The following is a 23,987-nucleotide window of genomic DNA, read 5'->3' as shown; positions in this document are numbered from 1 at the left end:
AAACGTGAACGGGGGCCAGAAGGTCCCCGTTTTTTTCCTCTGCCTGCGGGAGACTGCAAGATGTTAGCTACGATCCTTGTCGCTATTGTTGCATTAATTCATCTCTACATACTTGTGCTGGAAATGTTCCTGTGGAACACAAAAACAGGCCACAAGGCATTTAATCTCAGCCCTGATTTTGCACGCGATACCCGCGTGCTGGCCGCAAATCAGGGGTTGTATAACGGTTTTCTGGCAGCGGGACTGCTCTGGGGACTGTGGCTTGGTGAAAGCGGTGTTCCTGTGGTCTTCTTCTTTTTGACCTGCGTGTTGATTGCGGGCATTTACGGTGCCATGACCGCCAGCCGAAAAATACTCTATGTTCAGGCTTTACCGGCGCTGGCTGCATTGATTGCATTGTGGTTGCGTTGATTAACAAGGCTTTGGTCTAAGAGTGCCGTCCGATATACTCAGGCATTACCCTTAAAGGTCAGAGAAGAGACTATTTATGCACAATGAAATTCCACTTAAATATTATGACATCGTCGATGAATACGCGTCGGAAGCCGCGGAGCCGGTAAGTGAGGCAGAGCGCGATCCTCTTGCCTGTTATTTCCAGTTGCTGCTCACCCGTTTATCGAACAATGAAGAGATCAGCGAGGAAGCCCAGCAAGAGATGGCCAGTGAAGCCGGCATCCGTAGCGCGCGCATTGATGATATTGCGAACTTCCTCAATCAGTGGGGAAATGAATAGTCCGCCTCAAAAACCGTTGTGATGATGCTTTGCTAAACAGCTCAGCATCACGCTATCGGACCACATGCATTTTTTATCCGGGATGTGCGTTGAGGGTTTACCGATGAGCAGGGCGAAAATAACGATCAGGAAAAAGAGTACCAGCGGAAACAACAGAGAATTTTTCACGTTTTAACCAAATGAGAGTGTGCTTCAGGGTAATCTACGGTCTGAATGTGACGACTATATGTTTTTAGGAAAGAAATGGAAACGTCTGATCTGGAAAAACATTACCACGACACCAACGCGAAGACGCTGGCGCTCTGGGAAACGCGGGACGGTATCGGAGCGGTAAGGGAGCCGTTTTATGCTACGCAAAAGCTCGCACTGGCGACAGGTTTCCAGCCGGAAATGACCGCGTCTCTCGACATGTTGTTTCGGGAACTGCGGGCGTTGACCCGCCACGACTCGTTAGTAGACCTCCAGCCGCCATCCGGCTTCCATTTCACCTTCGTACCCATAACGCTCCCTCTCTACGACGAGAATGCACCGTTACCGGCGAAGACGCATCAGCTTATCGACGCATGGACCCCTTTTGCCGGTCTGGGCATCACGGTTCGGGAACTCAGGCTGGTGGCATTGCCCAACCAGCTCTTGCTTGCAGGCATACCCGATACACTTGCCTTGAGGCAGCGGCAGGCGTTTTGTGAACGTCTGTTAACCACGGACTGGCAAGCGGCGTTGCGCTTACGCCATGGCAATACCCCTTTGCCAGCGCCGTTCTGGCACACTACGCTGTTGCGCTACCAGGCAGACTGTCTGCCTGAATCACTGAGGGCGTTTTTCCGGGAGCGCCGCATGCAGCGTTACGGTGAGGTTTGCGGAGAGCTAAAACTCAACGTCGTGAATTATAACTGGACGCTATGCAGAGCCGTCACGTCGTCAATGTTGACACGTTAACGCGCTGGTTTTTGCTTATCGTTGTTAAGTTGCTGCGTCAGTTCACCAATGGTCAGTGATTTAGAGAAATACCACCCCTGAATCAGGGCATCAGGATACCGGTCAGCGATAAAGCGATATTGCGTTTCGCTTTCCACACCTTCAAAGACGAGCGTTTTATTCAGTCTGGCGAGGGCGTCACTAAAGATGACGAATATATTCTGTTTATAATGCTCATTAATACCATCTACCAGCGATTTGTCTATTTTGATCTCATCGTATTCCAGAAGCGATATGCGGGCGAGGTTAGAGTTTTGTACTCCAAAATCGTCAATTGATATTCTCACACCCAATGATTTTAACGCCTGACAGAACCCTTCGAGAACATCCGCAGTGGAAACCGCCTTTTCAGAGAGTTCGACTTTTATCAAGGAGAGTGGAATGCTATTCACTAAACACTCACGACACAGAATCTTAATGAATTGCCCGTCTTCAATCTCGGTTCGGCCAATATTTAATGAAATCACCAGCTGATGTTTAATCGCCAGCGAGGCGATTTCTGCCAGGGATTTTTCGATGATATTGATATAATACTTTTGATACAGGCCAATTTTCTTAATTAAGGGAATAAAGAGCTCAGGCGAGACCTCTCCATGATTGTTATCGCGCCATCTCGACAGAACTTCAACGCCCACCATTTTTTTATCCTGGATTCGAATAATGGGCTGGTAGTTAACGCTGATGGTATTGGCTTTTACCGCGTTAACCAGCGTGCGCTCCAGTGAGAACCGATCTTCATAGATGCGGAAGAAAAACAGCGTGATCGCTATCCAGATGAAAGCCAGAATTGCCGTGAGAAGGGTAAACACCACCAGAGACAATGAAGCCAGCCCTGCGTTGTGATGCTTCACGATCACACACAAATCCCATACGGCGCTGCACTGCGTCAGGGTTAAGGTAAACAGATTCGAATGCAGCCAGCTCTGTTCTTTTATCACCGGGGAGGCTGAGAAAAATGTTCTGCCGAAATCTTTGGTCGTCGTACTCAGTGAATAGTTCGCCGTAATCGGCGTGAACTTATCGTAAGCATAGCGGGAGGTGAATATAATCACGTTATTATAAATTGCCGCATTGCCTGTAAAAAAATCTTTTCTGGAAAACTGTGCCAGAAGAAAACCCCGTGGCGTTTTATGCAGCTCTGCAGGAAGGGCAACGGGAGTGGCGAGTTTACCCCAAAAAGCAGTACAGGCTATTTTCCCCTTTTCAATAAAACCGATATCCCCGAAATAGAGGCTATCTAACTTTATCTGCCTGTAACTATCGAGACTGGTTTTATCACAACCCTGTGTAGTAATGCTTTTGAGCGCCTGCGCCACACTTTGAGAGAGGCCTTCTGAATATTGCAAAAGGGAATGGGAAACCTCGAGCTGTTTGCTCTTTTGCTGGGCCACGATAACCGCATTAACCGCGTAGAGAGAGAGGGCGACCAGCAACGTTGAAATGATAGCAACGGCAATGATCTTTTTCATTTTCCAGTGGTCCCGTCCGCTCCCTGATTGCACAAATCTTAACACAGCCAGGGCAAGGCACAAGCCTGATAATAACGGAGGTTTATCTTATTCAGTCAGAGTAACTCATGCGGAAGTACCAGTTTTTTAAGATAAATCTTAACTAAACTTTTCACATTGCTTTAAGCAGCGCAGAGTTTGCCAGGCGATCGCCTTATACAGGTCATAAATGAGCATTTTTCTCTTAAGGAAAAAATCGTGCGCAACGTTATGCTCCCCATTCTGTGTGCCTTATTTGTGTTTCTGAGTGGCATGCTGATCATTAACTGGCAGTTGTGGCATATGGCCCGGTCAAATTATGCCGAAACCGCCGCCGCAAGCACGCGTAAAATTGAGGCCATTCTTGCTGAGGCTGTCAGTGCTGCAAATACCGCAAAACGGGTCGCCGCCAAAGGGTGTACCGACACCGGACAGCGTGAACTGGGTTCGGAAGCTGCGCTGAAACCGCATCTTCGCGCCATTATGATTGAGCAGCAGGGCAGGATCGTCTGTACCTCCCTTCCCGGAAACGGCGTATTGATTGTTCGCCCGCAGACGCTGCCCAACAAAGGATTGATGCTGCTCCCCGGTAATCGCCTGGTGAACGGCATTCCGGTGTTACTTTTTCAGATGCCTGTCGCGAAAGGGCGCGTTATCGTAAGCGTTAGCGACGCGCATTTGCGGGATGTTATTGCGAGTGCAGCAAACAACACGGGACTGAGGCTGGTTGTTGGCGATAAAGCAATAGCCGGCGCGGGCGATGTGACCGGCTGGCCCCCCGTGAAGTGGGCGGGTTCCTTAACAGCATCGGCACATTTTCCGTTTAGCATGGCCTGGCAGCCTCCCGCCTTTTACAGCCTGACGCGTTTACTGCATCAGGGATGGAGCGTGATACTGCTTATCCTTGCGTTATCTGCGGCTGTCGGCATTCTTATCCGTCGCTACAGGGGGAAAAGCAGCTCGTTTGAAGACGATCTGCGTAAAGCCATCATCCACGGCCAGATCGTTCCGTACTATCAGCCGATCGTGAATGGCGATACCGGCGGTTTGTATGGCGTGGAAGTGCTGGCAAGGTGGAAGCACTCAAAATCAGGCTTTATCCCACCGGATGTTTTTATTCCGATTGCCGAGCGCAGCGGTCTGATAATTCCGCTGACCAAAAGTTTAATGGCGAAAGTGGTGACCGAGCTTAAGCCGCTTTTGCCTAAGTTGCCGGACGGATTTCACATCGGGGTGAACATCAGCGCCAGACACATCAATGCGCCTTCTTTTATCGCTGACTGCCGGGTCTTTGGAAAAGGCTTTTATGGTAAAGAGGTCAAACTGGTTCTCGAAGTGACCGAGCGTGAACCGCTGATCGATAATCCTCATCTGGTGGAAAATCTCAATGCGTTACATAACGCCGGTTTCGTCATTGCGCTTGATGACTTTGGGACCGGGTATTCCGGACTCTCCTGTCTGCACGCGCTGGCGATTGATTATATTAAAATCGATAAAAGTTTCGTGAACCGGGTATCAGAGGCGAAAGACTCTACGATCCTGCTGGACTGTGTGATTGACCTGGCGAAAAAACTCTCACTGCATATCGTGGCTGAAGGGGTAGAAACGAAGGAGCAACTGGACTATCTCAACCGTAATCAGATTACCCTGTTGCAGGGATACTATTTTGGTAAACCGGTCTCGTATAAAGAATTTATTAAAGTCATCTTATCTAAGCCCCTGGAGAAGGTCAGTCTGTAAGAGATTTTTTTCTGTGAAAGGGGCCCAGTAATAATATCTGATGCCCGTTTGCGAAAAGCGAAATATCATCAGATTTCTGTTGTATGCTTAAGTGCAATTCATTTTCCTCTTATCCTGAGCTTTGTTACAGTGACTCTAGTTGTCAGCCAGGGATGTCAGGCGTGATAAGGTGGAAGAGCTCGTGCATGTGAAAAATACTTTTTACACAACAACTATTACCGTCATCATTGTCTCATTGATCATTTCGCTGTCGCTTGCCGTCCAAATTGCCACGTCCAGGCAGCAGTCAATCCAGCAAATAAACACGAGCGTTGCCAACCTGAGCCATACCTTAGACGTGTACAGCGAAGGGATCATGCGCCAAAGTGAAATGTTGATTACTTCGGTTTCCGACATAATCAAAATTTATGGCATGACCCCACAACAGGCCAAAAATATCCAGCGGATGATAAGCAATCAGGATAATCTTCTTATCCAGATAAATAATGTGGTTGTTTACGATGCGCAAGGGAATATTTTTACGGCACTCCATGAAAGTTTTTCCGGACCCCGGAAAGGGGTGGACAGGTCGTTTTTTATCTACCACAAAGAAAATAAGAGCCAGCAGATTTTTATTGGCCAGCCGGTGGTCAGCAGAACGAATGGTAAATGGGTCATAACCATTAGTCGTCGGCTGGAAACCCCTACCGGCGCGTTTAACGGTGTCGTTGTGGTTACGCTGGGTATCGAAAATTTTCTGGCGTTATACGGGCAGATCAATATTGGTCACTCAGGCGTGATCGGCTTAACAACCCAGTCAGGCGTGTTGCTGGTACGTCATCCGTTTAAAAATAATTACATCGGCGCAATTGTTTCGGATTCGCCTCTCTTCAGGACATACCTCAAGGTACAAAACGCGGGTATCGCCAGCTCTGTCTCACGGTTTGATAAAATCGAACGCATTTATGCCTTCGAGAAGAACAAGCGCTACGGGCTCGTCACCACCGTGGCGGTCAGTACGCAAGAAGCACTCGCCCCCTGGCGCAAGCAGGCTCTCCAGCTTTCTGTACTCATTTTGGTTTTTACCGCGATACTCATTGCGGCGTCCTGTTTCCTTTATTCCGATTTATCCAGAAAAACACGGGATAACAGAGCGCTGAAGATTATTGCGTCTGAAGATGCGCTAACCGGGCTTTTCAACCGACGCATTTTTGATGAAAAAATTCTGTCAGAAATTGCGGCCTGTGCGGCCAGCGACGCCCCGATTTCGGTGTTGATTGTCGATGTGGACTACTTCAAAAAATACAACGATAACTATGGTCATCCCGAAGGGGACCGCTGTTTAACCCTGCTGGGAAATAGCCTCAGGGAGAGCCTCAACCGGGACAACCAGGTTGTGGCGCGCTATGGTGGGGAAGAGTTTGCACTGATCCTGCCAGACACGGATATCCAGGAAGCGCTCCGCCTCGGTCAGACGATCATTCGCAATGTCTTTTCGCTGCATATTGAACATGCTTTCAGTCCCTTCGGGCGGGTCACGGTTAGCGTCGGGATCTCCACTGCGCGTGCCGTGGATATCGCGGGCAGCCAGCAGAACATCATTATAGCCGCCGACCAGGCGCTCTATCAGGCAAAACGTGCAGGGCGAAACCGGCACGCTTTTGTTGCGGTGTAGGCAAAAAAAAGCCCACTCTAGAGTGGGCAAGAAATACTGGAAGCAATGTGAGCAATGTCGTACTGAATACCTGAGTGTTTCGCTCAACTATTCAGTGTTGAGAAAGATAATCTTTCTCAACTAAAGATGCAACCCCATATTTCTTGTGGTGCTGTTGATGAATAAACGCGCACTCTCTCACTGTGATGCTTATCACAAATTTCCTTTCTGAAATCCTGTGCTATCCTTTCTTGTGTCGTTGATTTAATGACAAAAACCATACGGAGAGGAAACTTATGGGAATTTTATCCTGGATTATCTTTGGGCTTATTGCAGGTATTCTGGCGAAGTGGATTATGCCGGGCAAAGATGGCGGTGGGTTTATCGTCACCGTAATACTGGGGATTATCGGTGCAGTGGTGGGCGGTTGGATCAGTACGCTGTTCGGCTTTGGTAAGGTCGATGGCTTTAACTTCGGCAGCTTCGCTGTCGCGGTGATCGGTGCGTTGGTTGTTCTGTTTATCTACAGAAAAATCAAAAGCTAAGCCTGATAAATGTTGAAAAAGGCTGCCATATGGCGGCCTTTTTACGTGGTGGGTTTACCACCAGCCTAGCTGCGAGCCTGCAACAGCCACGATTGCCACGATCAGCATAATGAGGGTTGTTTTTCTCATTTATGCCCCCGGAGCAGCGTAACCACCGACAAAAAACCAGGCCAAAAACACTACCGCCGTTATAAAAATAACGACCGGGAAGAGGATCCCTATTCTCATACCATCACCTGTTTCGGTTTTTATAACGCCGTAGAGTGTACGGGGTTAATCCATCGCGAGAAAGCGCGTTTTGCTTTTTCCTTTCTTATGCTGATACATCGCGACATCAGCCGCGCGTAACGCACTGTCCGGATCGGTCACTGTGGGGTCAACTTCAATCACACCGAAGCTGGCGCCAGGATAAATAATGTTCACGCTCCCCAGCCAGTATTCTCCTGCAATACGGGCGTCGAGGCGCGTTTTAAGCAGGTTAATCTGTGTGTTCTCACCCGTACTGTTGGTTTGGCTAAGCGAGGCCACCAGAAACTCATCACCGCCCAGCCTGCCAATTATTTCGTCCGCCTGTTTTTCTTCAGTCAGACGTTTACCCACTTCAATCAGGAACCGATCGCCTGATTCATGTCCGTAACGGTCGTTAATCAGCTTGAAATCATCAAGGTCGATAAACGCGATGATGGCGTTGCGTTTAAGGTGCTTTGCCAGTGAAAACAGGGTCGTCAGCTCTTCGAAGATGGCGCGGCGGTTTGGTAATCCGGTAAGGGCATCGGTATAAGAGTGCGCAATGAGTGCCGCATTGGCTTCCCGAAGCTGGATCACCAGTGATTCTTTCTGAATATACTGGGCAATCAACCCGGCAAATAATTTCAGAACTTGTTCACCGCGGTCACTGGGATGTTTCTTTTCCGTGCTGGTGGCGCAGAGCGTGCCATAGAGTGAACCATCCGCAAGGTGAATAGGGATACTCATGTAGGTTGTAATGCCAAGGGCTTTCGCGGCATCGCAATCCGGCCAGCGCTCAGCCACCTCGTTACTGAACAACGTACCACTCTCGATGGCGCGCTTACACAACGTGTCGCCCCATGGAACGCTCAGCCCCTCAGGGATCTGCATCTGCTTGCTGTTGCGGGCGTAGAGGATATGCTGCAGCCGCGCATTGATATCGACCTTCGTCAGGTAGGTGGACTCCATTTCAGTCACAATCTCCAGCATCTCCAGCAGCTGGCGGACGAGACTTTCAAGGGACTGCTCAGTGGCGAGCGTTTCTGAAACACGGGCAAGGATAATATCCGACATGACGTAGGCTCACTCCCATGCAGAAGACGTCTGCATCTGCATGTTATGCTGAATTTTTCGACTTCGGGCATAGTAAAACATGAATATAAAAATATTAATATTCATCACAGGGGAGCGGGGGAGAAAAAAGCCCCGATGTTGAGACCGGGGCAAAGACATCTTGATTACGGAATGATGTTCTCTGGTCATTGAGAACACGTGCCACTGTAGTGTGGAAAAGTGCAGTTAAGATGGAGAAATCGTGGAGAAAGCGGCGATGACCCGTTACCCTTAAAATCTGATGAAGTTAAAAGGATCAATGAGATGAGATTACTGCTTCTGGCACTGGCGTTACCGCTGGCCGCCTGTACCTCCAAAACATCCCCGCCTGATGCCCCGAAACCGCCCCATGTTATCGGGATGGCTAATCCCGCCTCCGTCTACTGCCTGAATAAAGGCGGGGAACAGGTCCCGGTTCAGAGCCCGCAAGGGGTTCGCACGGAGTGCAAGTTGCCCGGTGGCGAAGTGATCGATGAATGGGCGCTTTATCGTCGCGATCATCCGCAACCTGCCAGGTGACAGCGGGACAGTGGCTGCGGTACACTTCTCTTTAGGATTATTCTTAGCCTTTCGATGGCTACCGTTATCGTGAGAGAAGTATGTTTCAGCTTAAACCGGGCAGCATGGCGATGATCATCGGTGCCCGCACGGCGTCCGGCCGTCGTAATATTGGTAAATCTGTTGAACTGTTTGGCCTGTGTCAGCCCGGCCAGCGTTTCGTTAATCCGGTCAATGGCGTCATGACGCAGTTACCCACCACCTCGGATCGCGCGCTTTGGCTGGTGACCGGTGATGTCTTCGCGTTTGACAATCAGCACGGCTTTGCGTTTATTCGCGCCGAACATCTGATGCCGCTTACCCCGGATACGGCGCCGCAAATCCTTGATGAACTGATGATCGACTGACTAGACATTACGCAGCCAGTCGGCTAACACCAGGGCGTGATTGTGTTCCTTATCTTTCGCGCCATAGAGAAGGGTTAAGGTCTGCTTGCTGGCCAGCGCCGCAAGACGCAACCCCTCGTCCTTGTGCTGCGCCAGCTCTTCCCGGTACGCCTTGCTGAAGGCGTTGAAATCAAGGGTTTCGCTATGAAACGCCTTGCGTAAATCATTGGACGGGGTGAGCGTTTTACACCATTCATCATACGCGAGATCGGTTTTCTTCACGCCACGCGGCCAGAGTCTGTCTACCAGCACCCGATAACCATCGTCCGGGCTTGCCTGTTCGTATACGCGTTTACACTGGATCATCTTTTCTCCTCACCTGCGGCAAAACGTTCTGCGTATTACTCTAGCACTTTGTCTTTACCCACCCAATTTAAGGTATTGTGATAATTGCAGAAGATCGGTAGTCTGAGGTTCCTTATGTTATCTGCTAATACTCAGGCATAAGGAACCTTTCATGGAACACCTCCCGGCTAAAACCACACTGCGCATTGCGCTGGTTGGCGATTACAATCCCGATGTTATTGCGCACCAGGCGATCCCGCTGGCAATTGACGACGCCGCTGCCGTTCTTGACCTCACCGCTGATTATGACTGGCTCGCGACCACGGAACTGACCAGCCCGGAAGATCTGGTAGGTTATGACGCTATCTGGCTGGTTCCCGCAAGCCCGTACAAAAACACAGCGGCGGCCTTTATCGCTGCACGCTACGCACGCGAAAACAGCATTCCCTTCCTCGGCACCTGCGGCGGGTTCCAGCATGCGCTGATTGAGTACGCCCGTAATGTGCTGGGCTGGCACGATGCGGCTCACGCCGAAACGGATACCGAAGGCACAATGGTGATTGCGCCATTAACCTGCTCGCTGGTGGAAAAAACCGATGCAATTGAGCTGCGCAACAATACGCTCATCGCCAAAGCCTATGGCAAACCGGAAATCGTGGAGGGATATCACTGCAATTACGGTGTGTCGCCGGAATTTGCACGGGAGCTGGAGAGTGGCGAAATGCGCGTCACCGGCTGGGACGAGCAGGGTGAAATTCGCGCCGCGGAGCTACTGACCCATCCGTTCTTCGTGATCACTTTATTCCAGCATGAACGTGCCGCGCTGGAAGGTCGACCGGTGGTGCTGGTACAGGCAATGCTGCGCGCGGCGCGCGGATAAAAAAGGCAGACCTGGTGGTCTGCCATTCTACTAACGGGGCGTTACCTCCCGGTCACGCCCGGCAAGCATACCGCAAATGGCCATGATCACGGCGGCCAGTGCACAGGCCAGAAGCGGATACCGCCAGTCACCGGCAGCATCGTGAATTTTGCCCATCAACGGCGGGCCACAGGCGGCCAGCAGATAGCCAACCGACTGTGCCATGCCGGACAAGGCCGCGGCCTGATGCGCAGAGCTGGCGCGCAGCCCGATGAAGGTCAGGCCAAGGATCATCGTTGCCCCGGTACCAAAACCAAACACCAGCGTCCACATGACCGCCATTCCCGGCGCAAACCACAATCCTGCTGCGCTTATCGCGCACAACAGCGCCACGACGCCGGCGATTGCTCGCTGATCCTTCAGACGATGGAGGATCAGCGGGACAGCGAGACCCGGAACGGCGGTGGCCAGCTGTAAGAGTCCGTGCACAGAACCCGCCTGGGCTTCGCTATACCCGTGGCTGAGCAGGATCGCCGGTAGCCAGCCGATGATAACATAGTAAATCAGCGAGTTAATTCCCAGAAAAAGGGTGACCTGCCAGGCGAGGGCAGAGCGCCAGATGGCGCGGTTATGTAACGCGCCTGCACCGGTCACCGTCGCAACGTGTTTCTGACGCCACTGTGGCAGCCAGAGCAGTAACGCCGCCAGCGGAAAGGCCATCAGCATTAGCAGGGCGCCATGCCAGCCGGCTTCCCCTTGCGCCAGCGGAACAATCAGTGCGGAACCTAACGCCGCGGAGATCCCCATTGTCAGGGAATACGCGCCGGTGAGTCTGGCAACCTGTCCCGGGAAGTCACGTTTAATTAACCCAGGCAAAAGCACATTGCCCAGTGCGATACCGCAGCCAATCACCGCCGTACCGATGAAAAGCAGGGGGGCGGAAGGCAGGGAGCGCACAGCAATGCCGACGCAAATCAGCAGCAGGGCGATAAACAGGCTGCGCTCCATGCCGATACGCCGGGCAACACCTGCGGCGAGCGGGGAGATAAGGGCGAAAGCCAGCAGAGGCAGGGTGGTCAGCAGACCGGTTTGCGCTGTACTCAAGCCATAATCGAGACGAATGGTATCGAGCAGCGGTGCTGCTCCGGTAAAGGTGACGCGAAGCGTAGTGGCAATCATCAGGATACCTGCGATCAGTAGCGCGCCCTGTTTTCCTGAAACCCGAATTGCAGTAGTCATTGTGTTCTCATACGTTCAAGCGAGCGCACACAATACCGATTTTCTCCACGGTTGAAATCAGGCTAAAATGACAGTTTATCGCTAATATCGGACAACCTGATGATTGGTCTCGGACTGGACGGCTACGATCCCGATAGCCAGCATGATGCGGCTGTCGCGTTTCGCATCCGCGTGGTGGCGGAGGAACAATACATTCCGCGACACCAACATCGTAAGGGACAGCTGATTCTGGCGCTGGGGGGAGCCATTACCTGCGAAGTGGAAAACGCCATGCTGATGGTACCGCCCCAATATGCCGTGTGGATCCCTGGCCAGATGCCGCACAGCAATAAGGCCACGCCGGGTGCCCAGCTTTGCTTTTTGTTTATTGAACCCGGAGCGGTAAGTTTGCCCGATCGCTGCTGCACCCTGAAGATCTCCCCTCTGGTGCGGGAACTGATCTTATCGCTGGCGGAAAAATCACGTGAAGCGCTTTCGCTTGCTGCCACATCGCGTCTGGTGGATGTTCTTTTTGACGAGCTACCGCTGCAGCGTCAGGAACATTTGCAACTGCCCGTTTCGCCTCATCCAAAAATCCGGCTGATGAGCGAGAAGATGGCGGAAGAGCCTGCTGCCTGGCAGACGCTGGCGCAATGGGCGAGCCACTTCGCCATGAGTGAGCGCAATCTGGCGCGCCTGGTGGTAAAAGAGACGGGCCTGAGCTTTCGCCGCTGGCGGCATCAGCTGCAGCTTATTGTGGCGTTACAGCTGTTGATTGGGGGGAAGTCGGTACAGCAGGTGGCGCAGTCGCTGGGGTACGACTCCACCACCGCGTTTATCACGATGTTTAAGAAGGGGCTGGGGCAGACGCCAGCGCGCTATATTGCCAGCCTGACTATGACTTCCCGATAAACAGTGAGACCAGCCCGGCCGCAATCAGCGGGCCCACCGGAACGCCACGAAAGAGCGCCACACCGAGCACGGTTCCCACCAGCAGACCGGCCACCAGCGAGGGCTGGCTGCTCATCAGCGTAACGCCACGCCCGCCCAGCCACGAGACAAAAACGCCTACCGCTATCGCTATCAGCGATTTCCAGTTCACAAACGAGTGCAGCAGCGTCGAGGCAGGCAGCGTACCGCTGGCGATAGGTGCCATCACCCCAATGGTCAGAATGATGATCCCGATGGTGAGACCTTGTTTTTCTATCCACGGGAAAAAGGTGTTTAACGGGGTCACGCGCACAATGATCAGCACCAGAATTGAGATAGCGACGGTGGTGTTATGGCTGACAAAGCCAAGCGCAGCGAGGGCCAGAAGAATGAGCAGTGTCGGGTCAAACATAAGGAATCCTTGCCAAAAGAGTAAGCCTGCTTACTTTACGCGGAAACACGGCTGAAGACAGTTTTTAAAAAGATTTTACTGCTGTCATAACCCTGTCATTTACGGGGGATAAAACAGGGGCAGGCATCGAAAAAGGGTCGCAAAAATGTACGATCACATGTTTGTCGAAACGCTGATCATCTCTTCATCGTTTTTCGCTGTTGCCATTATCCTGGTCGCGTCAGTTATTTTTCTGGAAAAAAAAGCTGACGGGATGCCAGCCTACACGATTACGCTTTATGGAACGTCACCAGCTCAGGACGGGCGATACGCAAATAATCCTGCGTATCCATAATCACGGATTTTTCCAGCAGACCGGCGTTAAACGCGATTTCATCAAAACGCTCAAACAGGAGCGGGTCGGCCACCAGTGCCAGATCGGGATGGAAGCTAAAAGGCGGAATGGCGCCAAAAACGCAGGCGGTCAAGGTATCGACTTCGGCAGGGCTTGCGAGAGACGCTTTTATCCCCCCAAAATGGCTGGCAAGCTGGCTTAAATCGGCCTGCAGATCGGCGGCGAGGATCGCCAGAACGTGTTTTTTTACGCCGTTTCCCTTCACCTTACAGACCAGTGCTTTTGCCCCTTGCCCCAGATCGGTTCCGCGGATCTCACTCACCGCTTCACATTTCCCCACGGCGTCATGCTCCATGACGCGAAATCGCGCGCCCTGCTGGGTTAACAACGTAATGAGTTGCTGGTGGGTTGTTGTTCCCTTAACGTCATCAGACATAGCGATTTACCTGTTAAATACCAATATGCAGCGTTTAACCTTAGCACAGAATATTTCGCCGTTGGGATAGGCAGGACGCAAAGAAAACAGCCAGCGGATTCGCTGGCTGTTGGGTCAGGCATTGCTGTTGGCTGACTGTTTATGGAACAGTTCCCTGAACACCGGATAGATATCATCCTGATCGCGGATATGCTGCATGGCAAAGTTATCGAACATCGATTGCAGATGTTCATACTCACGCCACAGCGTCTGGTGAGCACGGCGGGTAATTTCGATATAGCTGTAGTAACGCACCACCGGCAGAATTTTCTTCGCCAGAATATCGTGACACAGCGGGGAGTCATCTGCCCAGTTATCGCCATCTGATGCCTGCGCGGCATAGATGTTCCACTGCGCCGGGTCGTAACGCTCTTTCACCACTTCATCCATCAGTTTCAGAGCGCTCGACACGATGGTGCCACCGGTCTCCTGCGAGTAGAAGAACTCATGTTCATCCACCTCTTTCGCCTGAGTGTGGTGGCGAATATAGACCACTTCCACGTTCTTATAGGTTCTGCTCAGGAACAGATAGAGCAGGATATAAAAACGCTTCGCCATATCCTTGGTGGCCTGGTCCATCGAGCCGGAGACATCCATCAGACAGAACATGACCGCCTGGCTCGACGGTTCGGGGCGTTTTTCGTAATTCTTGTAGCGCAGGTCGAAGGTGTCGATAAACGGTACCCGGTCTATTTTAGCCCGGAGTTCGGCTATCTCTTTACGCAGGCGTTCCTCTTCCAGCAGTTGCGCCGGTTCCGTATTTTCCACCACCTTCAGGCTGCTCTCCAGCTCGCGGAGTTCGCGCCGTTTACCTGCCGTCATGGCCGTGCGTCGCGCCAGAGAGTTCTGCAGCGAACGGACCACGCTGATGTTGGCGGGCACGCCGTTTGCGGTATATCCCGCGCGATGGGTTTTGTACTCGTTAAGCTGACGATGCTGGTTCTTTTTCAGATTCGGCAGCGCCAGATCCTCAAACAGCAGGTCGAGATACTCATCTTTTGAAATCTGGAAGACAAACTCATCCTGTCCTTCACCGTCCTGGCTGGCCTGTCCCTGACCGCTTCCTGAACCGCCCCCGCCGCCTTGCGGGCGCTCGATTCTGTCGTTCTGCACGAAGTGGTCATTACCTGGGTGTACGCGATGGCGCAGGCCGCCACGTCCCTGATGAAACATCGGTTCGCTGATGTCATCGGTGGGGATGGAGACAGATTCGCCGCTGTCGACGTCGGTCACCGAGCGTTTGTTGATGGCCTCGGAGATCGACTGTTTAATTTGCGCTTTATAACGGCGCAAGAAGCGCTGGCGATTTACCGTGCTCTTGTTTTTGCCGTTAAGACGACGGTCAATAAACCAGGTCATATATCCCCCGTACTGCATTTGCCAACTTGCAGTGTCCGGACGTGCCGGACATTTTTTTGTAGCCCGGCAGGCGTATGCGCTACCGGGCACTTGTACTTGTATTAAGACGATTTACGTACGCGCAGATACCATTCGCAGAGCAGGCGAACCTGTTTGCGGGTGTAGCCTTTCTCCATCATACGGTCGACAAAATCGTCGTGCTTTTTCTGCTCATCGGTTGACGTTTTGGTGTTAAACGAAATCACCGGCAACAGCTCTTCGGTATTGGAGAACATTTTCTTCTCGATTACCGTGCGCAGTTTCTCGTAGCTGGTCCAGTTCGGATTACGTCCGTTGTTATGCGCTCTGGCGCGCAGGACGAAGTTCACAATCTCGTTACGGAAGTCTTTCGGGTTACTGATCCCGGCCGGCTTCTCGATTTTTTCCAGCTCTGCGTTCAGGGATTCCCGGTCGAACAGCTGTCCGGTATCCGGGTCGCGGTACTCCTGATCCTGGATCCAGAAGTCAGCATAGGTGACATAACGGTCAAAAATGTTCTGCCCGTACTCTGAATAAGACTCCAGGTAGGCGGTCTGGATCTCTTTGCCGATGAACTCCGCATATTTCGGGATCAGGTAGCCTTTCAGGAACTCAAGGTAGCGTTCAGCCTGTTCCTGCGGGAACTGCTCGCGTTCAATTTGCTGCTCCAGCACATAGAACAGATGAACCGGGTTGGCCGCCACTTCCGCATGGTCGAAGTTAAACACGCGGGAGAGGATCTTAAAGGCGAAACGCGTGGACAGACCGTTCATCCCTTCGTCCACACCGGCGTAGTCGCGGTACTCCTGATAAGACTTCGCTTTCGGGTCGGTATCTTTCAGACTTTCCCCGTCATACACACGCATTTTCGAGTAGATGCTGGAGTTTTCCGGCTCTTTCAGGCGCGAAAGAATGGAGAAGCGTGACAGCGTTTCCAGAGTGCCTGGTGCGCAAGGTGCGTGTACCAGCTCACTGTGGTTAAGCAGTTTCTCGTAAATTTTGATCTCTTCGGAGATCCGCAGGCAATAAGGCACTTTGACGATGTAGACACGGTCAAGGAACGCCTCATTGTTTTTGTTATTACGGAAGGAGACCCACTCAGATTCGTTTGAGTGCGCGAGGATAATGCCGTTAAACGGCAGGGCGGAAATACCTTCCGTACCGTTGTAGTTCCCTTCCTGGGTGGCCGTCAGCAGCGGATGCAGCACTTTAATCGGTGCTTTAAACATCTCGACGAACTCCATAATCCCCTGGTTGGCGCGGCACAGCGCACCCGAGTAACCGTAGGCATCCGGGTCGTTTTGCGCGTAGTTTTCCAGCTTACGAATATCGACTTTACCCACCAGAGCGGAGATATCCTGGTTGTTCTCATCCCCCGGTTCAGTTTTGGCGATAGCAATCTGTTCCAGAATGGATGGCCACACCTTGACGACGCGGAATTTGGTGATATCCCCACCAAACTCGTGCAGGCGTTTTGCCGCCCAAGGCGACATGATGGTGCCAAGATAGCGCCGCGGAATACCAAACTCTTTATCCAGAATTTGCGCATCTTCCTGCGGATTAAACAGGCACAGCGGATGGTCATTCACCGGGCTGCGTTCACCGTTAGCGCTCAGCACATAGATAGGGACGCGCTGCATCAGTGATTTCAGACGTTCAGCCAGTGATGATTTACCCCCACCCACAGGGCCGAGTAAATAAAGGATCTGTTTCTTCTCTTCCAGACCCTGGGCGGCATGCTTCAGGTAGGAGACAATCTGTTCGATGGCATCTTCCATACCATAGAACTCTTCAAACGCCGGGTAGCGGGCGACCACCCGATTCGAAAAGAGACGGGAAAGCCGAGGTTCCAGGGCAGTATCAACCATGTTTGGCTCACCAATAGCCATTAATAGCCGTTCTGCCGCATTGGCATAGGCACTGCGATCTTGCCGACAAATGGTAAGAAACTCCTGCAGTGTGAACTCTTCGTCCTTGGCAGCTTCATAACGCTGGCGATAGTGATCGAATATATTCATGGCATGCCGTCCTTTCGTTTTTTAGCACAGGATAAGAGCCGTTCGTATGAGTAGTGGGAGGCTCCCGGAAGAGAATCTCTCGCACCTCACTGCCAGAGCAGCAACCTGTGTGCCAGGTCAGACGCTAAGAACCGCAGGGTGTTCAGAAAAAACTCTTCTTAATTTAAAGCGTAGATGGCATTTGCAAAACTTGCATGCCGATAAAATCTAATTTCAATGACATATCAATAACTCATCCAAAAATTTACCCTGCTGTTTTAGGGTAAAAGCACGTTTTTCATTCAGTAGTCATATAAATGAAAGCAGGCTGTCACCTGAAAAGTTGAAAATAACGGGTTAATCAGACTGATTAGCAGGCAAAAAATTTTGGGATGTACGACAATGGCGGTTAAACTTCTCTCGCTGATTATTTGACTACAGGAAAGAATGGATTGTGACCAAACTCAAACTTCTGGCATTGGGCGTACTTGCCGCAACCGCTGTTAGCACCGCACAGGCGGCGGAAAGTCAGTGGACTGTTGGCGCGGGTGTTGGCGTGATTAACAGCCCATACAAACAGTATGATCGTGATGTTTATCCAGTTCCGGTTGTCACCTATGAAGGCGATAACTTCTGGTTCCGCGGTCTGGGCGGTGGCTACTATCTCTGGAATGATACGGCCGACAAGCTCTCCATCATGGCTTACTACGATCCGACGCACTTCAAGCCGGGTGACAGCGACAGCCATGCGCTTCGCCAGCTCGACAAGCGTAAGAGCACCATGATGGCGGGACTCTCTTATGTGCATAACACCGAATATGGCTTCCTGCGTACCGCACTTGCGGGGGATACGCTGGATAACAGCAACGGTTTTATCTGGGATCTGGCCTGGCTCTATCGCTACACCAACGGCGCGTTAACGCTAACCCCGGGTATCGGTGTGCAATATAACAGTGAGAACTACAACGACTACTACTATGGTGTTTCTAAGAACGAATCCCGTCGTAGCGGTCTGAAGAGCTACAGTGCGGACGACGGCTGGGATCCGTACCTTGAACTGACGGCGAGCTATAACTTCCTCGGTGACTGGAACGTCTACGGTACCGGGCGCTATGAGCGTCTGAGCGATGAAGTGAAAGACAGCCCGATGGTTGATAAGTCCTGGGCGGGCATATTCTCAGTCGGTGTGTCCTACAAGTTCTGATTGTGCATTAAAACAGTGCAATCATTGCATCAAAACGGGGCGCTTGCGCCCCGTTTGCATTGGTGTGGTGCAACGAAAAAGAGGGGATGATATGAGCGTAAAAACCGTGACCTTTTCCGCAGGGCGTCCACTTCCGGCTATTGGACAGGGTACCTGGTATATGGGAGAAAAAGCCAGCCAGCGTAAATCCGAAGTGAATGCACTGCGGGCGGGCATTGATCTGGGGTTAACGTTAATTGATACCGCTGAAATGTATGCCGAAGGCGGAGCGGAAGAGGTGGTCGGGGAGGCCATTAAGGGCCAGCGCGACAACGTTTTTCTGGTATCAAAAGTCTACCCGTGGAACGCTGGCGGTCAGAAAGGCCAGGCGGCGTGTGATGCCAGTCTGCGACGTCTCGGGACAGACCATATCGATCTCTACCTTCTGCACTGGCGCGGTAATTATGGCCTGGATGAAACCATTACGCTGATGGACACACTCCAGCAGCAGGGAAAAATTGGCCGCTGGGGCGTCTCAAACCTGGATTATGAAGATATGCAGGCGCTGTGGCGCGAAGAGGGCGGTTCCGCCTGTGCCACTAATCAGGTGCTTTATCATCTGGCGTCACGGGGAATTGAATTTGATCTGCTTCCCTGGTGTCAGCAACAGGCGATGCCGGTGATGGCTTACTGCCCGCTGGCTCAGGCCGGGCGCCTGCGTTCGGGGCTGATGAACCATCCGGTCGTGAATGCCATCGCGCATAACCACCGCGCCACTGCCGCCCAAATTCTGCTGGCGTGGGTTATCCGCCATCAGGGTGTTATTGCCATACCGAAAGCGGCCTCGATTGAGCATGTTAACGCCAACGCTGGAGCGCTGGAGATAACCCTCACCGCGGAAGAACGTCACAAACTGGATAATGCTTTCCCGCCACCCACCCATAAACTCCCGCTGGATGTCGTTTAATCCTGACGCATGCCCCTCTCCTTTACAGGAAGAGGGGCAGAAGCGTATTAGCGCTTCACAATACTGATTGTCTGCCCTAAGCGAGACGGTTTTTCTTCGCTGGTTTTTTGTGGCGCAGTGACGCACGCCGTTTCCACACAGACGAACGTTTTGTAACCGTCATCAGGCACGTCGGCCATACTGACAGAAAGTGCCGGGCCTGGGTTCCAGCCCACCACGTTGCTGTGATGGTGGTGTACCACTTCGATACCACGGTTCAGGGCGCTGTCGTGGATCACGTTGCACGCTTCCGGATGCAGGTAAACGCGGTCAGTACGGTCCGGGAACGTCTGAATGCCGTCGCTCAGTTTTCCTTCTTTCGCGTTATCCACTTTGTCGATAAAGGTATCGCCAAGGCCGCTCACCTTCACAGCGCTGATGTCACCAACGTTGAAATAGGTGTGCAGGGCGGAGGTGGTTTCAAATTCACCGTGCGCTTCCAGTTCGATTTCGCAGGTTTTGCCCAGCTTGAAGCGTGCGTACAGGGTGAAATCGTGCGGCCACAGGGCGCGGGTTTCCTCATTCGCCTGCAGCTCAAAGGTCAGTACCGCACCGTTATCGTCTTCATTGTGCGCTTTCAGCGTCCACTGCTGGTTACGGGCAAAACCGTGAGAAGGCAGGCCTTTCTCAGCGGAAGGACCAAACCATGGCCAGCAAATAGGCACGCCGCCGCGAATCGCATCCCCTTTTTTAAAGGAGGTCGCGTCGCTCAGCCACAGTGCTTCCGTTTCGCCTTCAGGTTTCCAGGAGAGCAGGTGTGCGCCGTTCAGCGCCACGGAGGCTTTTACGCGCGGGTGGTCAACGACGATGATATCCGCACCATCAATCTGGCGACGGGAGAGCACAGGGGTAAGTTGTTCGACTACCGGAAGTGCAAAAATTTTATTAATCATTAAGCAATCCTCTGTCTAAAAACAATAAAAAAGGCGACCGAAGTCGCCTTTTTGGATCAAGAACTCATCTCAACTTATTTGGAGATGTGAGCGATCAGGTCCAGTACTTTGTTAGAGTAGCCGGTTTCGTTGTCGTACCAGGAAACCAGTTTCACGAAGTTGTCGTTCAGTGCGATACCCGCTTTAGCATCGAACACGGAAGTGCACACTTCGCCGTTGAAATCGGTAGATACAACGTCGTCTTCGGTGTAGCCCAGAACGCCTTTCATTGCGCCTTCGGAAGCAGCTTTGATTGCTTTCTTAATTTCTTCATAAGAAGCAGCTTTTTCCAGACGAACGGTCAGGTCAACAACGGATACGTTAGGAGTTGGAACGCGGAACGCCATACCAGTCAGTTTGCCATTCAGTTCTGGCAGTACTTTACCTACAGCTTTAGCTGCACCGGTAGAGGATGGGATGATGTTCTGAGCCGCGCCACGGCCGCCACGCCAGTCTTTTGTGAGACGGGCCGTCAACAGTTTTCTGAGTCGCGGTGGTCGCGTGAACGGTAGTCATCAGACCTTCGACGATGCCGAAGTTGTCGTTGATTACTTTAGCCAGCGGTGCCAGGCAGTTGGTGGTGCAGGATGCGTTAGAAACGATGTCCTGGCCAGCGTAAGTTTCGAAGTTTGCACCACGAACGAACATTGGGGTGTTGTCTTTAGAAGGACCGGTCAGAACAACTTTTTTCGCACCCGCGGTGATGTGTTTACGCGCAGTTTCGTCGGTCAGGAAGATACCGGTAGCTTCAGCTACAACATCAACACCGATTTCGTTCCATTTCAGGTTAGCTGGGTCTTTCTCAGCAGTAACGCGGATGGTTTTGCCATTAACAACCAGGTGGCCGTCTTTCACTTCAACGGTGCCGTCGAAACGACCGTGAGTTGAGTCGTACTTCAGCATGTACGCCATGTATTCAGCGTCCAGGAGATCGTTGATACCAACGATTTCGATGTCAGAACGTTTCTGAGCAGCACGGAAAACAATACGGCCGATACGGCCAAAACCGTTGATACCTACTTTGATAGTCATATATTCCACCAGCTATTTGTTAGTGAATAAAAGGTTGCCTGTAAAATTACAAAAACCTTACGCAGCGTCAAGCGGAATCGTGTCAATCATTGCGACAAATCAATCCTGTGACTAACGTTTGTGCGACTGACTCGCCTCACTTTCCCTTTGAGCTAGCAACCACATGGGGGCTGCGCGCGGCATTTTAAAGTCCTCGCAGGATAAAAATGTGAACATGATCACAATTGCCTGACCGCCTTTTTGCGACACATAAGTTTAGAACAAAAGTGCACGCAAGGGTGTTAATGTTTTGTTAGAATCCGGGTTAAAAGGTGTCTGTTTCTACAGCGAGATGTAAGCATATGTCGAACCAACGTAACCCTGACGATTTGAAAAAAAACCTCACCGAAATGCAGTTTTACGTGACGCAAAATCACGGAACCGAACCGCCTTTTACCGGCCGTTTACTGCACAACAAGCGCGACGGTGTCTACCACTGTCTGGTATGTGACGCCCCGTTGTTCAATTCCCAAACGAAGTTCGATTCTGGCTGTGGCTGGCCAAGCTTTTATGAGCCGGTCAGCGACGATGCGATCCGCTACCTGAGCGACACGTCGCACGGCATGGTGCGAACTGAAATTCGTTGCGGAACCTGTGACGCCCACCTTGGACACGTCTTCCCGGATGGCCCTCAACCGACGGGTGAGCGTTTCTGTGTGAATTCAGCGTCGATGAGCTTCACCGATGATGAAAACGGTGACCAGATCAAAGGTTGAAAAAACGATTCAGCAAATTATTCCTTTGAAAGGGAGAGATCGTGAATATTGATGACATGATTAGCGGTATGACGCCGGAGGTGTATCAGCGCCTGGTGACTGCTGTTGAACTGGGAAAATGGCCGGACGGTGTCGCGCTCACGCCGGAGCAAAAAGAGAACAGTCTGCAACTGGTGATGCTCTGGCAGGCGCGTAACAATACCGACGCGCAACACATGACTATCGACACTCAAGGCCAGATGGTGATGAAGAGCAAGCGCGAGCTGAAAGAGGACTTTGGTATCACGCCAAAGCCGATCGCGACGATAAAAATGCAGTAACGGTGGGCGGCAGTCCTGCCAGCGCCCTCTCTCTGGAGAGAGGGCGTGCTTACCTTACTCTTTGGGTTTAATTCCCAGCGACTCCGCCAGCTGTTTCGCTAACTGGTTATTGTCATCCGCGCCGTACTCCCAGAACATCGCCCCGGCGAGACCTTTCTCCTTGATGTAATCCGCTTTGATGGCGACGGAACGCGGGTTCTCATAGGAAAGGGCAAACAGCGCCTTGCCGTCCGCCGCATTCACTGAAAGCCACGGCACTTGCGCCCGTTCGTCCCAGTGTTCGGTAAAACGCTTCTGCGGATCGTTTAAGAGCTTTTTCACAATATCGTTGTACTTCACATACGTATCTTTGGTCAGGTCGTAACCCAGTGACGCGAACAAGCCGGTTTCCTGAGGCCCAAAGTAGGGCTGGGTCACCGGATGGTTTTGCGCATCGGGTTTTGTCCAGTCAATACCGGGCTCCACGGCGCGTTTCGGCACGCGGCCGTAAAAACCAATCCCGAGGTTCATCTGCTGCGGCTTCAGCCCGGCCGCCAGATAGTTGTTCACCACAAAATCCACGCTGTATTTATCTGCGGCGGCCACCGTTGGCCAGTCGCTGGAGTCATACAGATTGGCGTTGAAATACTGTGTGCCATACGCCATGTCGTAGGTCATCAGGTTGATGTAGTCGAGCAGCGGGGCAATGGCCTTCACATCCACCCAGCTTTTCGGACTTTCTGCATTTGCCCCCACCGCGATGGTGACCAGTTTTTTATGGCCGAAGGCGGCGCGCAATTCTTTCAGCAGTGCGGTGAAGTTATCGCGATCGGCTGGCGTGCTGGCCACCAGTCCCCATGCGCCATTTACCGGGTATTCCCAGTCAAGATCGATGCCGTCGAGTGCATATTTTTCGACAATCTCCTGAGCCGAGCGGATAAACACCGCACGGCTCTCTTGGGTCGCGGCTGCGCCGGAGAAGCCACGCGCACCCCATCCGCCCACGGAGAGCAGCACTTTCAGGTTTGGATTTTGCTTACGCAGCATCGGGATTAGCGCCAGATCGGCGGCGACTTTTGGCGACAGCCAGATCTGATGAAGTTTCGCCGGATCTTTCAGCGCAGCATGGGTTTCGTCTTTCTCATCGTTATAGACCAGACCAAATGAGTAGTTCAGGTGGGTAATCTGACGAACGTCGAGCGTATTGATATCACCACCGGGACCGGCGGTGACATCGCCACCGCCATTAAAATATCCCACAGACATCAGGGGAGTGGCGGAAGCAACTGACGCGCAAAGCAAGGGTAATGCTGCCAGCAAAGGCAAACGTTTCATACAAGTTCCTCTTTGACTTAACAAAAATAACCACGCCACGGAAAAGGCGTGGCGAAAAAACAGCCTGAAGAGAATAGCATTGCCGCTTCGCTGGTGATGCGAGGGAGTTCACTTTATGGGGAATGAGACGGGGCGTGCCGGGCAGCACTGTGGCTTG

Annotated in this window: 26 protein-coding genes and 2 pseudogenes; 15 read left to right on the top strand and 13 right to left on the bottom strand. The window is 52.1% G+C overall.

Translation table 11 applies throughout. The annotated features are described in order from the left end of the window. Positions 1-60: 60 nt before the first annotated feature. The 3 genes from QE396_RS08020 to QE396_RS08010 all read left to right on the top strand — a co-directional run bounded on the left by QE396_RS08020 (position 61) and on the right by QE396_RS08010 (position 1,672). Complete coding sequence (locus QE396_RS08020) at positions 61-411, top strand: DUF1304 domain-containing protein (protein ID WP_020884453.1); 351 nt, start codon at positions 61-63, stop codon at positions 409-411. Between the two features lie 76 nt (positions 412-487). Further along, positions 488-733, top strand: coding sequence for a YmjA family protein (locus QE396_RS08015; RefSeq protein ID WP_014169620.1), 246 nt, complete (start codon positions 488-490; stop codon positions 731-733). Between the two features lie 243 nt (positions 734-976). Then, entirely contained in the window at positions 977-1,672 is a 696-nt protein-coding gene (locus tag QE396_RS08010) for a hypothetical protein (RefSeq protein WP_020884452.1), read from the top strand. Here the strand turns inward: QE396_RS08010 and QE396_RS08005 are convergent. Further along, on the bottom strand, positions 1,669-3,180 hold the full coding sequence (locus tag QE396_RS08005; protein WP_047366431.1) for a cyclic diguanylate phosphodiesterase: 1,512 nt from the start codon (positions 3,178-3,180) through the stop codon (positions 1,669-1,671). The genes QE396_RS08010 and QE396_RS08005 overlap by 4 nt on opposite strands. A 237-nt stretch (positions 3,181-3,417) precedes the next feature. On the opposite strand from QE396_RS08005, the gene QE396_RS08000 reads away from it, so the two are divergent. The 3 genes from QE396_RS08000 to QE396_RS07990 all read left to right on the top strand — a co-directional run bounded on the left by QE396_RS08000 (position 3,418) and on the right by QE396_RS07990 (position 7,116). Continuing rightward, positions 3,418-4,938 carry a cyclic diguanylate phosphodiesterase gene (locus QE396_RS08000; protein ID WP_020884450.1) on the top strand — a complete coding sequence of 507 codons (1,521 nt, stop codon included), beginning with the start codon at positions 3,418-3,420 and terminating at the stop codon, positions 4,936-4,938. Between the two features lie 181 nt (positions 4,939-5,119). After that, complete coding sequence (locus tag QE396_RS07995; RefSeq protein ID WP_020884449.1) at positions 5,120-6,592, top strand: sensor domain-containing diguanylate cyclase; 1,473 nt, start codon at positions 5,120-5,122, stop codon at positions 6,590-6,592. A 275-nt stretch (positions 6,593-6,867) separates the two neighbouring features. Beyond that, positions 6,868-7,116: a GlsB/YeaQ/YmgE family stress response membrane protein gene (locus QE396_RS07990; RefSeq protein WP_006174788.1), complete on the top strand. Its 249-nt coding sequence runs from the start codon at positions 6,868-6,870 to the stop codon at positions 7,114-7,116. Between the two features lie 54 nt (positions 7,117-7,170). Here the strand turns inward: QE396_RS07990 and yoaJ are convergent, their stop codons facing one another. The 3 genes from yoaJ to QE396_RS07980 are packed head-to-tail and all read right to left on the bottom strand — an operon-like array spanning position 7,171 to position 8,418. Next, positions 7,171-7,245 (bottom strand): protein YoaJ, encoded by a 75-nt coding sequence (gene yoaJ, locus QE396_RS23500; protein ID WP_071605476.1) that lies wholly within the window; start codon positions 7,243-7,245, stop codon positions 7,171-7,173. Then, complete coding sequence (locus QE396_RS07985; RefSeq protein ID WP_014883431.1) at positions 7,246-7,344, bottom strand: YoaK family small membrane protein; 99 nt, start codon at positions 7,342-7,344, stop codon at positions 7,246-7,248. Positions 7,345-7,389: 45 nt separating this feature from the next. Beyond that, positions 7,390-8,418 carry a sensor domain-containing diguanylate cyclase gene (locus QE396_RS07980; RefSeq protein WP_020884448.1) on the bottom strand — a complete coding sequence of 343 codons (1,029 nt, stop codon included), beginning with the start codon at positions 8,416-8,418 and terminating at the stop codon, positions 7,390-7,392. A gap of 303 nt (positions 8,419-8,721) precedes the next feature. Between QE396_RS07980 and QE396_RS07975 the strand changes: the two genes are divergently transcribed. Further along, entirely contained in the window at positions 8,722-8,976 is a 255-nt protein-coding gene (locus tag QE396_RS07975; RefSeq protein WP_020884447.1) for a DUF333 domain-containing protein, read from the top strand. 80 nt (positions 8,977-9,056) lie between these two features. Continuing rightward, a complete protein-coding gene (locus QE396_RS07970; RefSeq protein ID WP_020884446.1) occupies positions 9,057-9,362 on the top strand; it encodes a hypothetical protein in 306 nt (101 codons plus the stop codon). On the opposite strand, the gene QE396_RS07965 is transcribed toward QE396_RS07970, so the two are convergent. Then, positions 9,363-9,707 carry a DUF488 domain-containing protein gene (locus QE396_RS07965; RefSeq protein WP_014169629.1) on the bottom strand — a complete coding sequence of 115 codons (345 nt, stop codon included), beginning with the start codon at positions 9,705-9,707 and terminating at the stop codon, positions 9,363-9,365. A gap of 151 nt (positions 9,708-9,858) precedes the next feature. Between QE396_RS07965 and QE396_RS07960 the strand changes: the two genes are divergently transcribed. Beyond that, positions 9,859-10,566 (top strand): CTP synthase, encoded by a 708-nt coding sequence (locus tag QE396_RS07960; protein WP_014169630.1) that lies wholly within the window; start codon positions 9,859-9,861, stop codon positions 10,564-10,566. A 30-nt stretch (positions 10,567-10,596) separates the two neighbouring features. On the opposite strand, the gene QE396_RS07955 is transcribed toward QE396_RS07960, so the two are convergent. Continuing rightward, positions 10,597-11,784, bottom strand: coding sequence for a CynX/NimT family MFS transporter (locus QE396_RS07955; protein ID WP_020884445.1), 1,188 nt, complete (start codon positions 11,782-11,784; stop codon positions 10,597-10,599). Between the two features lie 99 nt (positions 11,785-11,883). On the opposite strand from QE396_RS07955, the gene QE396_RS07950 reads away from it, so the two are divergent. Further along, complete coding sequence (locus tag QE396_RS07950) at positions 11,884-12,675, top strand: helix-turn-helix transcriptional regulator (RefSeq protein ID WP_020884444.1); 792 nt, start codon at positions 11,884-11,886, stop codon at positions 12,673-12,675. On the opposite strand, the gene QE396_RS07945 is transcribed toward QE396_RS07950, so the two are convergent. Further along, positions 12,659-13,105 carry a DUF441 domain-containing protein gene (locus tag QE396_RS07945; protein ID WP_014169633.1) on the bottom strand — a complete coding sequence of 149 codons (447 nt, stop codon included), beginning with the start codon at positions 13,103-13,105 and terminating at the stop codon, positions 12,659-12,661. The two genes, QE396_RS07950 and QE396_RS07945, sit on opposite strands and share 17 nt — an antisense overlap. 145 nt (positions 13,106-13,250) lie before the next feature. On the opposite strand from QE396_RS07945, the pseudogene yoaI reads away from it, so the two are divergent. Further along, a pseudogene (yoaI, locus tag QE396_RS07940) lies at positions 13,251-13,346 on the top strand (small membrane protein YoaI); the annotation flags it as partial. 28 nt (positions 13,347-13,374) lie between these two features. Here the strand turns inward: yoaI and QE396_RS07935 are convergent. The 3 genes from QE396_RS07935 to yeaG form a co-directional block, all read right to left on the bottom strand. Next, positions 13,375-13,875, bottom strand: coding sequence for a YbaK/prolyl-tRNA synthetase associated domain-containing protein (locus QE396_RS07935; protein ID WP_014169635.1), 501 nt, complete (start codon positions 13,873-13,875; stop codon positions 13,375-13,377). Positions 13,876-13,989: 114 nt separating this feature from the next. Further along, a complete protein-coding gene (locus QE396_RS07930; RefSeq protein WP_014883442.1) occupies positions 13,990-15,273 on the bottom strand; it encodes a YeaH/YhbH family protein in 1,284 nt (427 codons plus the stop codon). 101 nt (positions 15,274-15,374) lie between these two features. After that, positions 15,375-17,309 (bottom strand): protein kinase YeaG, encoded by a 1,935-nt coding sequence (yeaG, locus tag QE396_RS07925; protein ID WP_014169637.1) that lies wholly within the window; start codon positions 17,307-17,309, stop codon positions 15,375-15,377. Between the two features lie 433 nt (positions 17,310-17,742). Here yeaG and QE396_RS07920 point away from each other — a divergent pair, with 433 nt between their 5' ends. Then, positions 17,743-18,492, top strand: coding sequence for a MipA/OmpV family protein (locus QE396_RS07920; protein WP_014169638.1), 750 nt, complete (start codon positions 17,743-17,745; stop codon positions 18,490-18,492). Between the two features lie 91 nt (positions 18,493-18,583). Beyond that, positions 18,584-19,438, top strand: a complete 855-nt coding sequence (locus QE396_RS07915) for an aldo/keto reductase (protein WP_020884443.1) — start codon at positions 18,584-18,586, stop codon at positions 19,436-19,438. A gap of 47 nt (positions 19,439-19,485) precedes the next feature. On the opposite strand, the gene QE396_RS07910 is transcribed toward QE396_RS07915, so the two are convergent. Further along, positions 19,486-20,370, bottom strand: a complete 885-nt coding sequence (locus QE396_RS07910; RefSeq protein WP_014169640.1) for a D-hexose-6-phosphate mutarotase — start codon at positions 20,368-20,370, stop codon at positions 19,486-19,488. Between the two features lie 74 nt (positions 20,371-20,444). Further along, positions 20,445-21,441: pseudogene (gene gapA / locus QE396_RS07905) on the bottom strand (glyceraldehyde-3-phosphate dehydrogenase). Between the two features lie 341 nt (positions 21,442-21,782). Here gapA and msrB point away from each other — a divergent pair. Both msrB and QE396_RS07895 read left to right on the top strand, forming a co-directional pair. After that, positions 21,783-22,196 carry a peptide-methionine (R)-S-oxide reductase MsrB gene (gene msrB, locus QE396_RS07900; protein ID WP_020884441.1) on the top strand — a complete coding sequence of 138 codons (414 nt, stop codon included), beginning with the start codon at positions 21,783-21,785 and terminating at the stop codon, positions 22,194-22,196. Between the two features lie 56 nt (positions 22,197-22,252). Beyond that, positions 22,253-22,516, top strand: a complete 264-nt coding sequence (locus QE396_RS07895; RefSeq protein ID WP_153852331.1) for a YeaC family protein — start codon at positions 22,253-22,255, stop codon at positions 22,514-22,516. A 54-nt stretch (positions 22,517-22,570) separates the two neighbouring features. On the opposite strand, the gene QE396_RS07890 is transcribed toward QE396_RS07895, so the two are convergent. Next, positions 22,571-23,830, bottom strand: a complete 1,260-nt coding sequence (locus QE396_RS07890; protein ID WP_063925075.1) for a glycoside hydrolase family 18 protein — start codon at positions 23,828-23,830, stop codon at positions 22,571-22,573. Between the last annotated feature and the right edge of the window lie 157 nt (positions 23,831-23,987).

The organism is Enterobacter sp. SORGH_AS_0287, from assembly GCF_031453695.1.
In the GTDB taxonomy this organism is placed as follows: domain Bacteria; phylum Pseudomonadota; class Gammaproteobacteria; order Enterobacterales; family Enterobacteriaceae; genus Enterobacter; species Enterobacter ludwigii.
The sequence above is the reverse complement of the archived record's forward strand: the minus strand, read 5'-3'. Positions and strand labels throughout refer to the sequence as shown.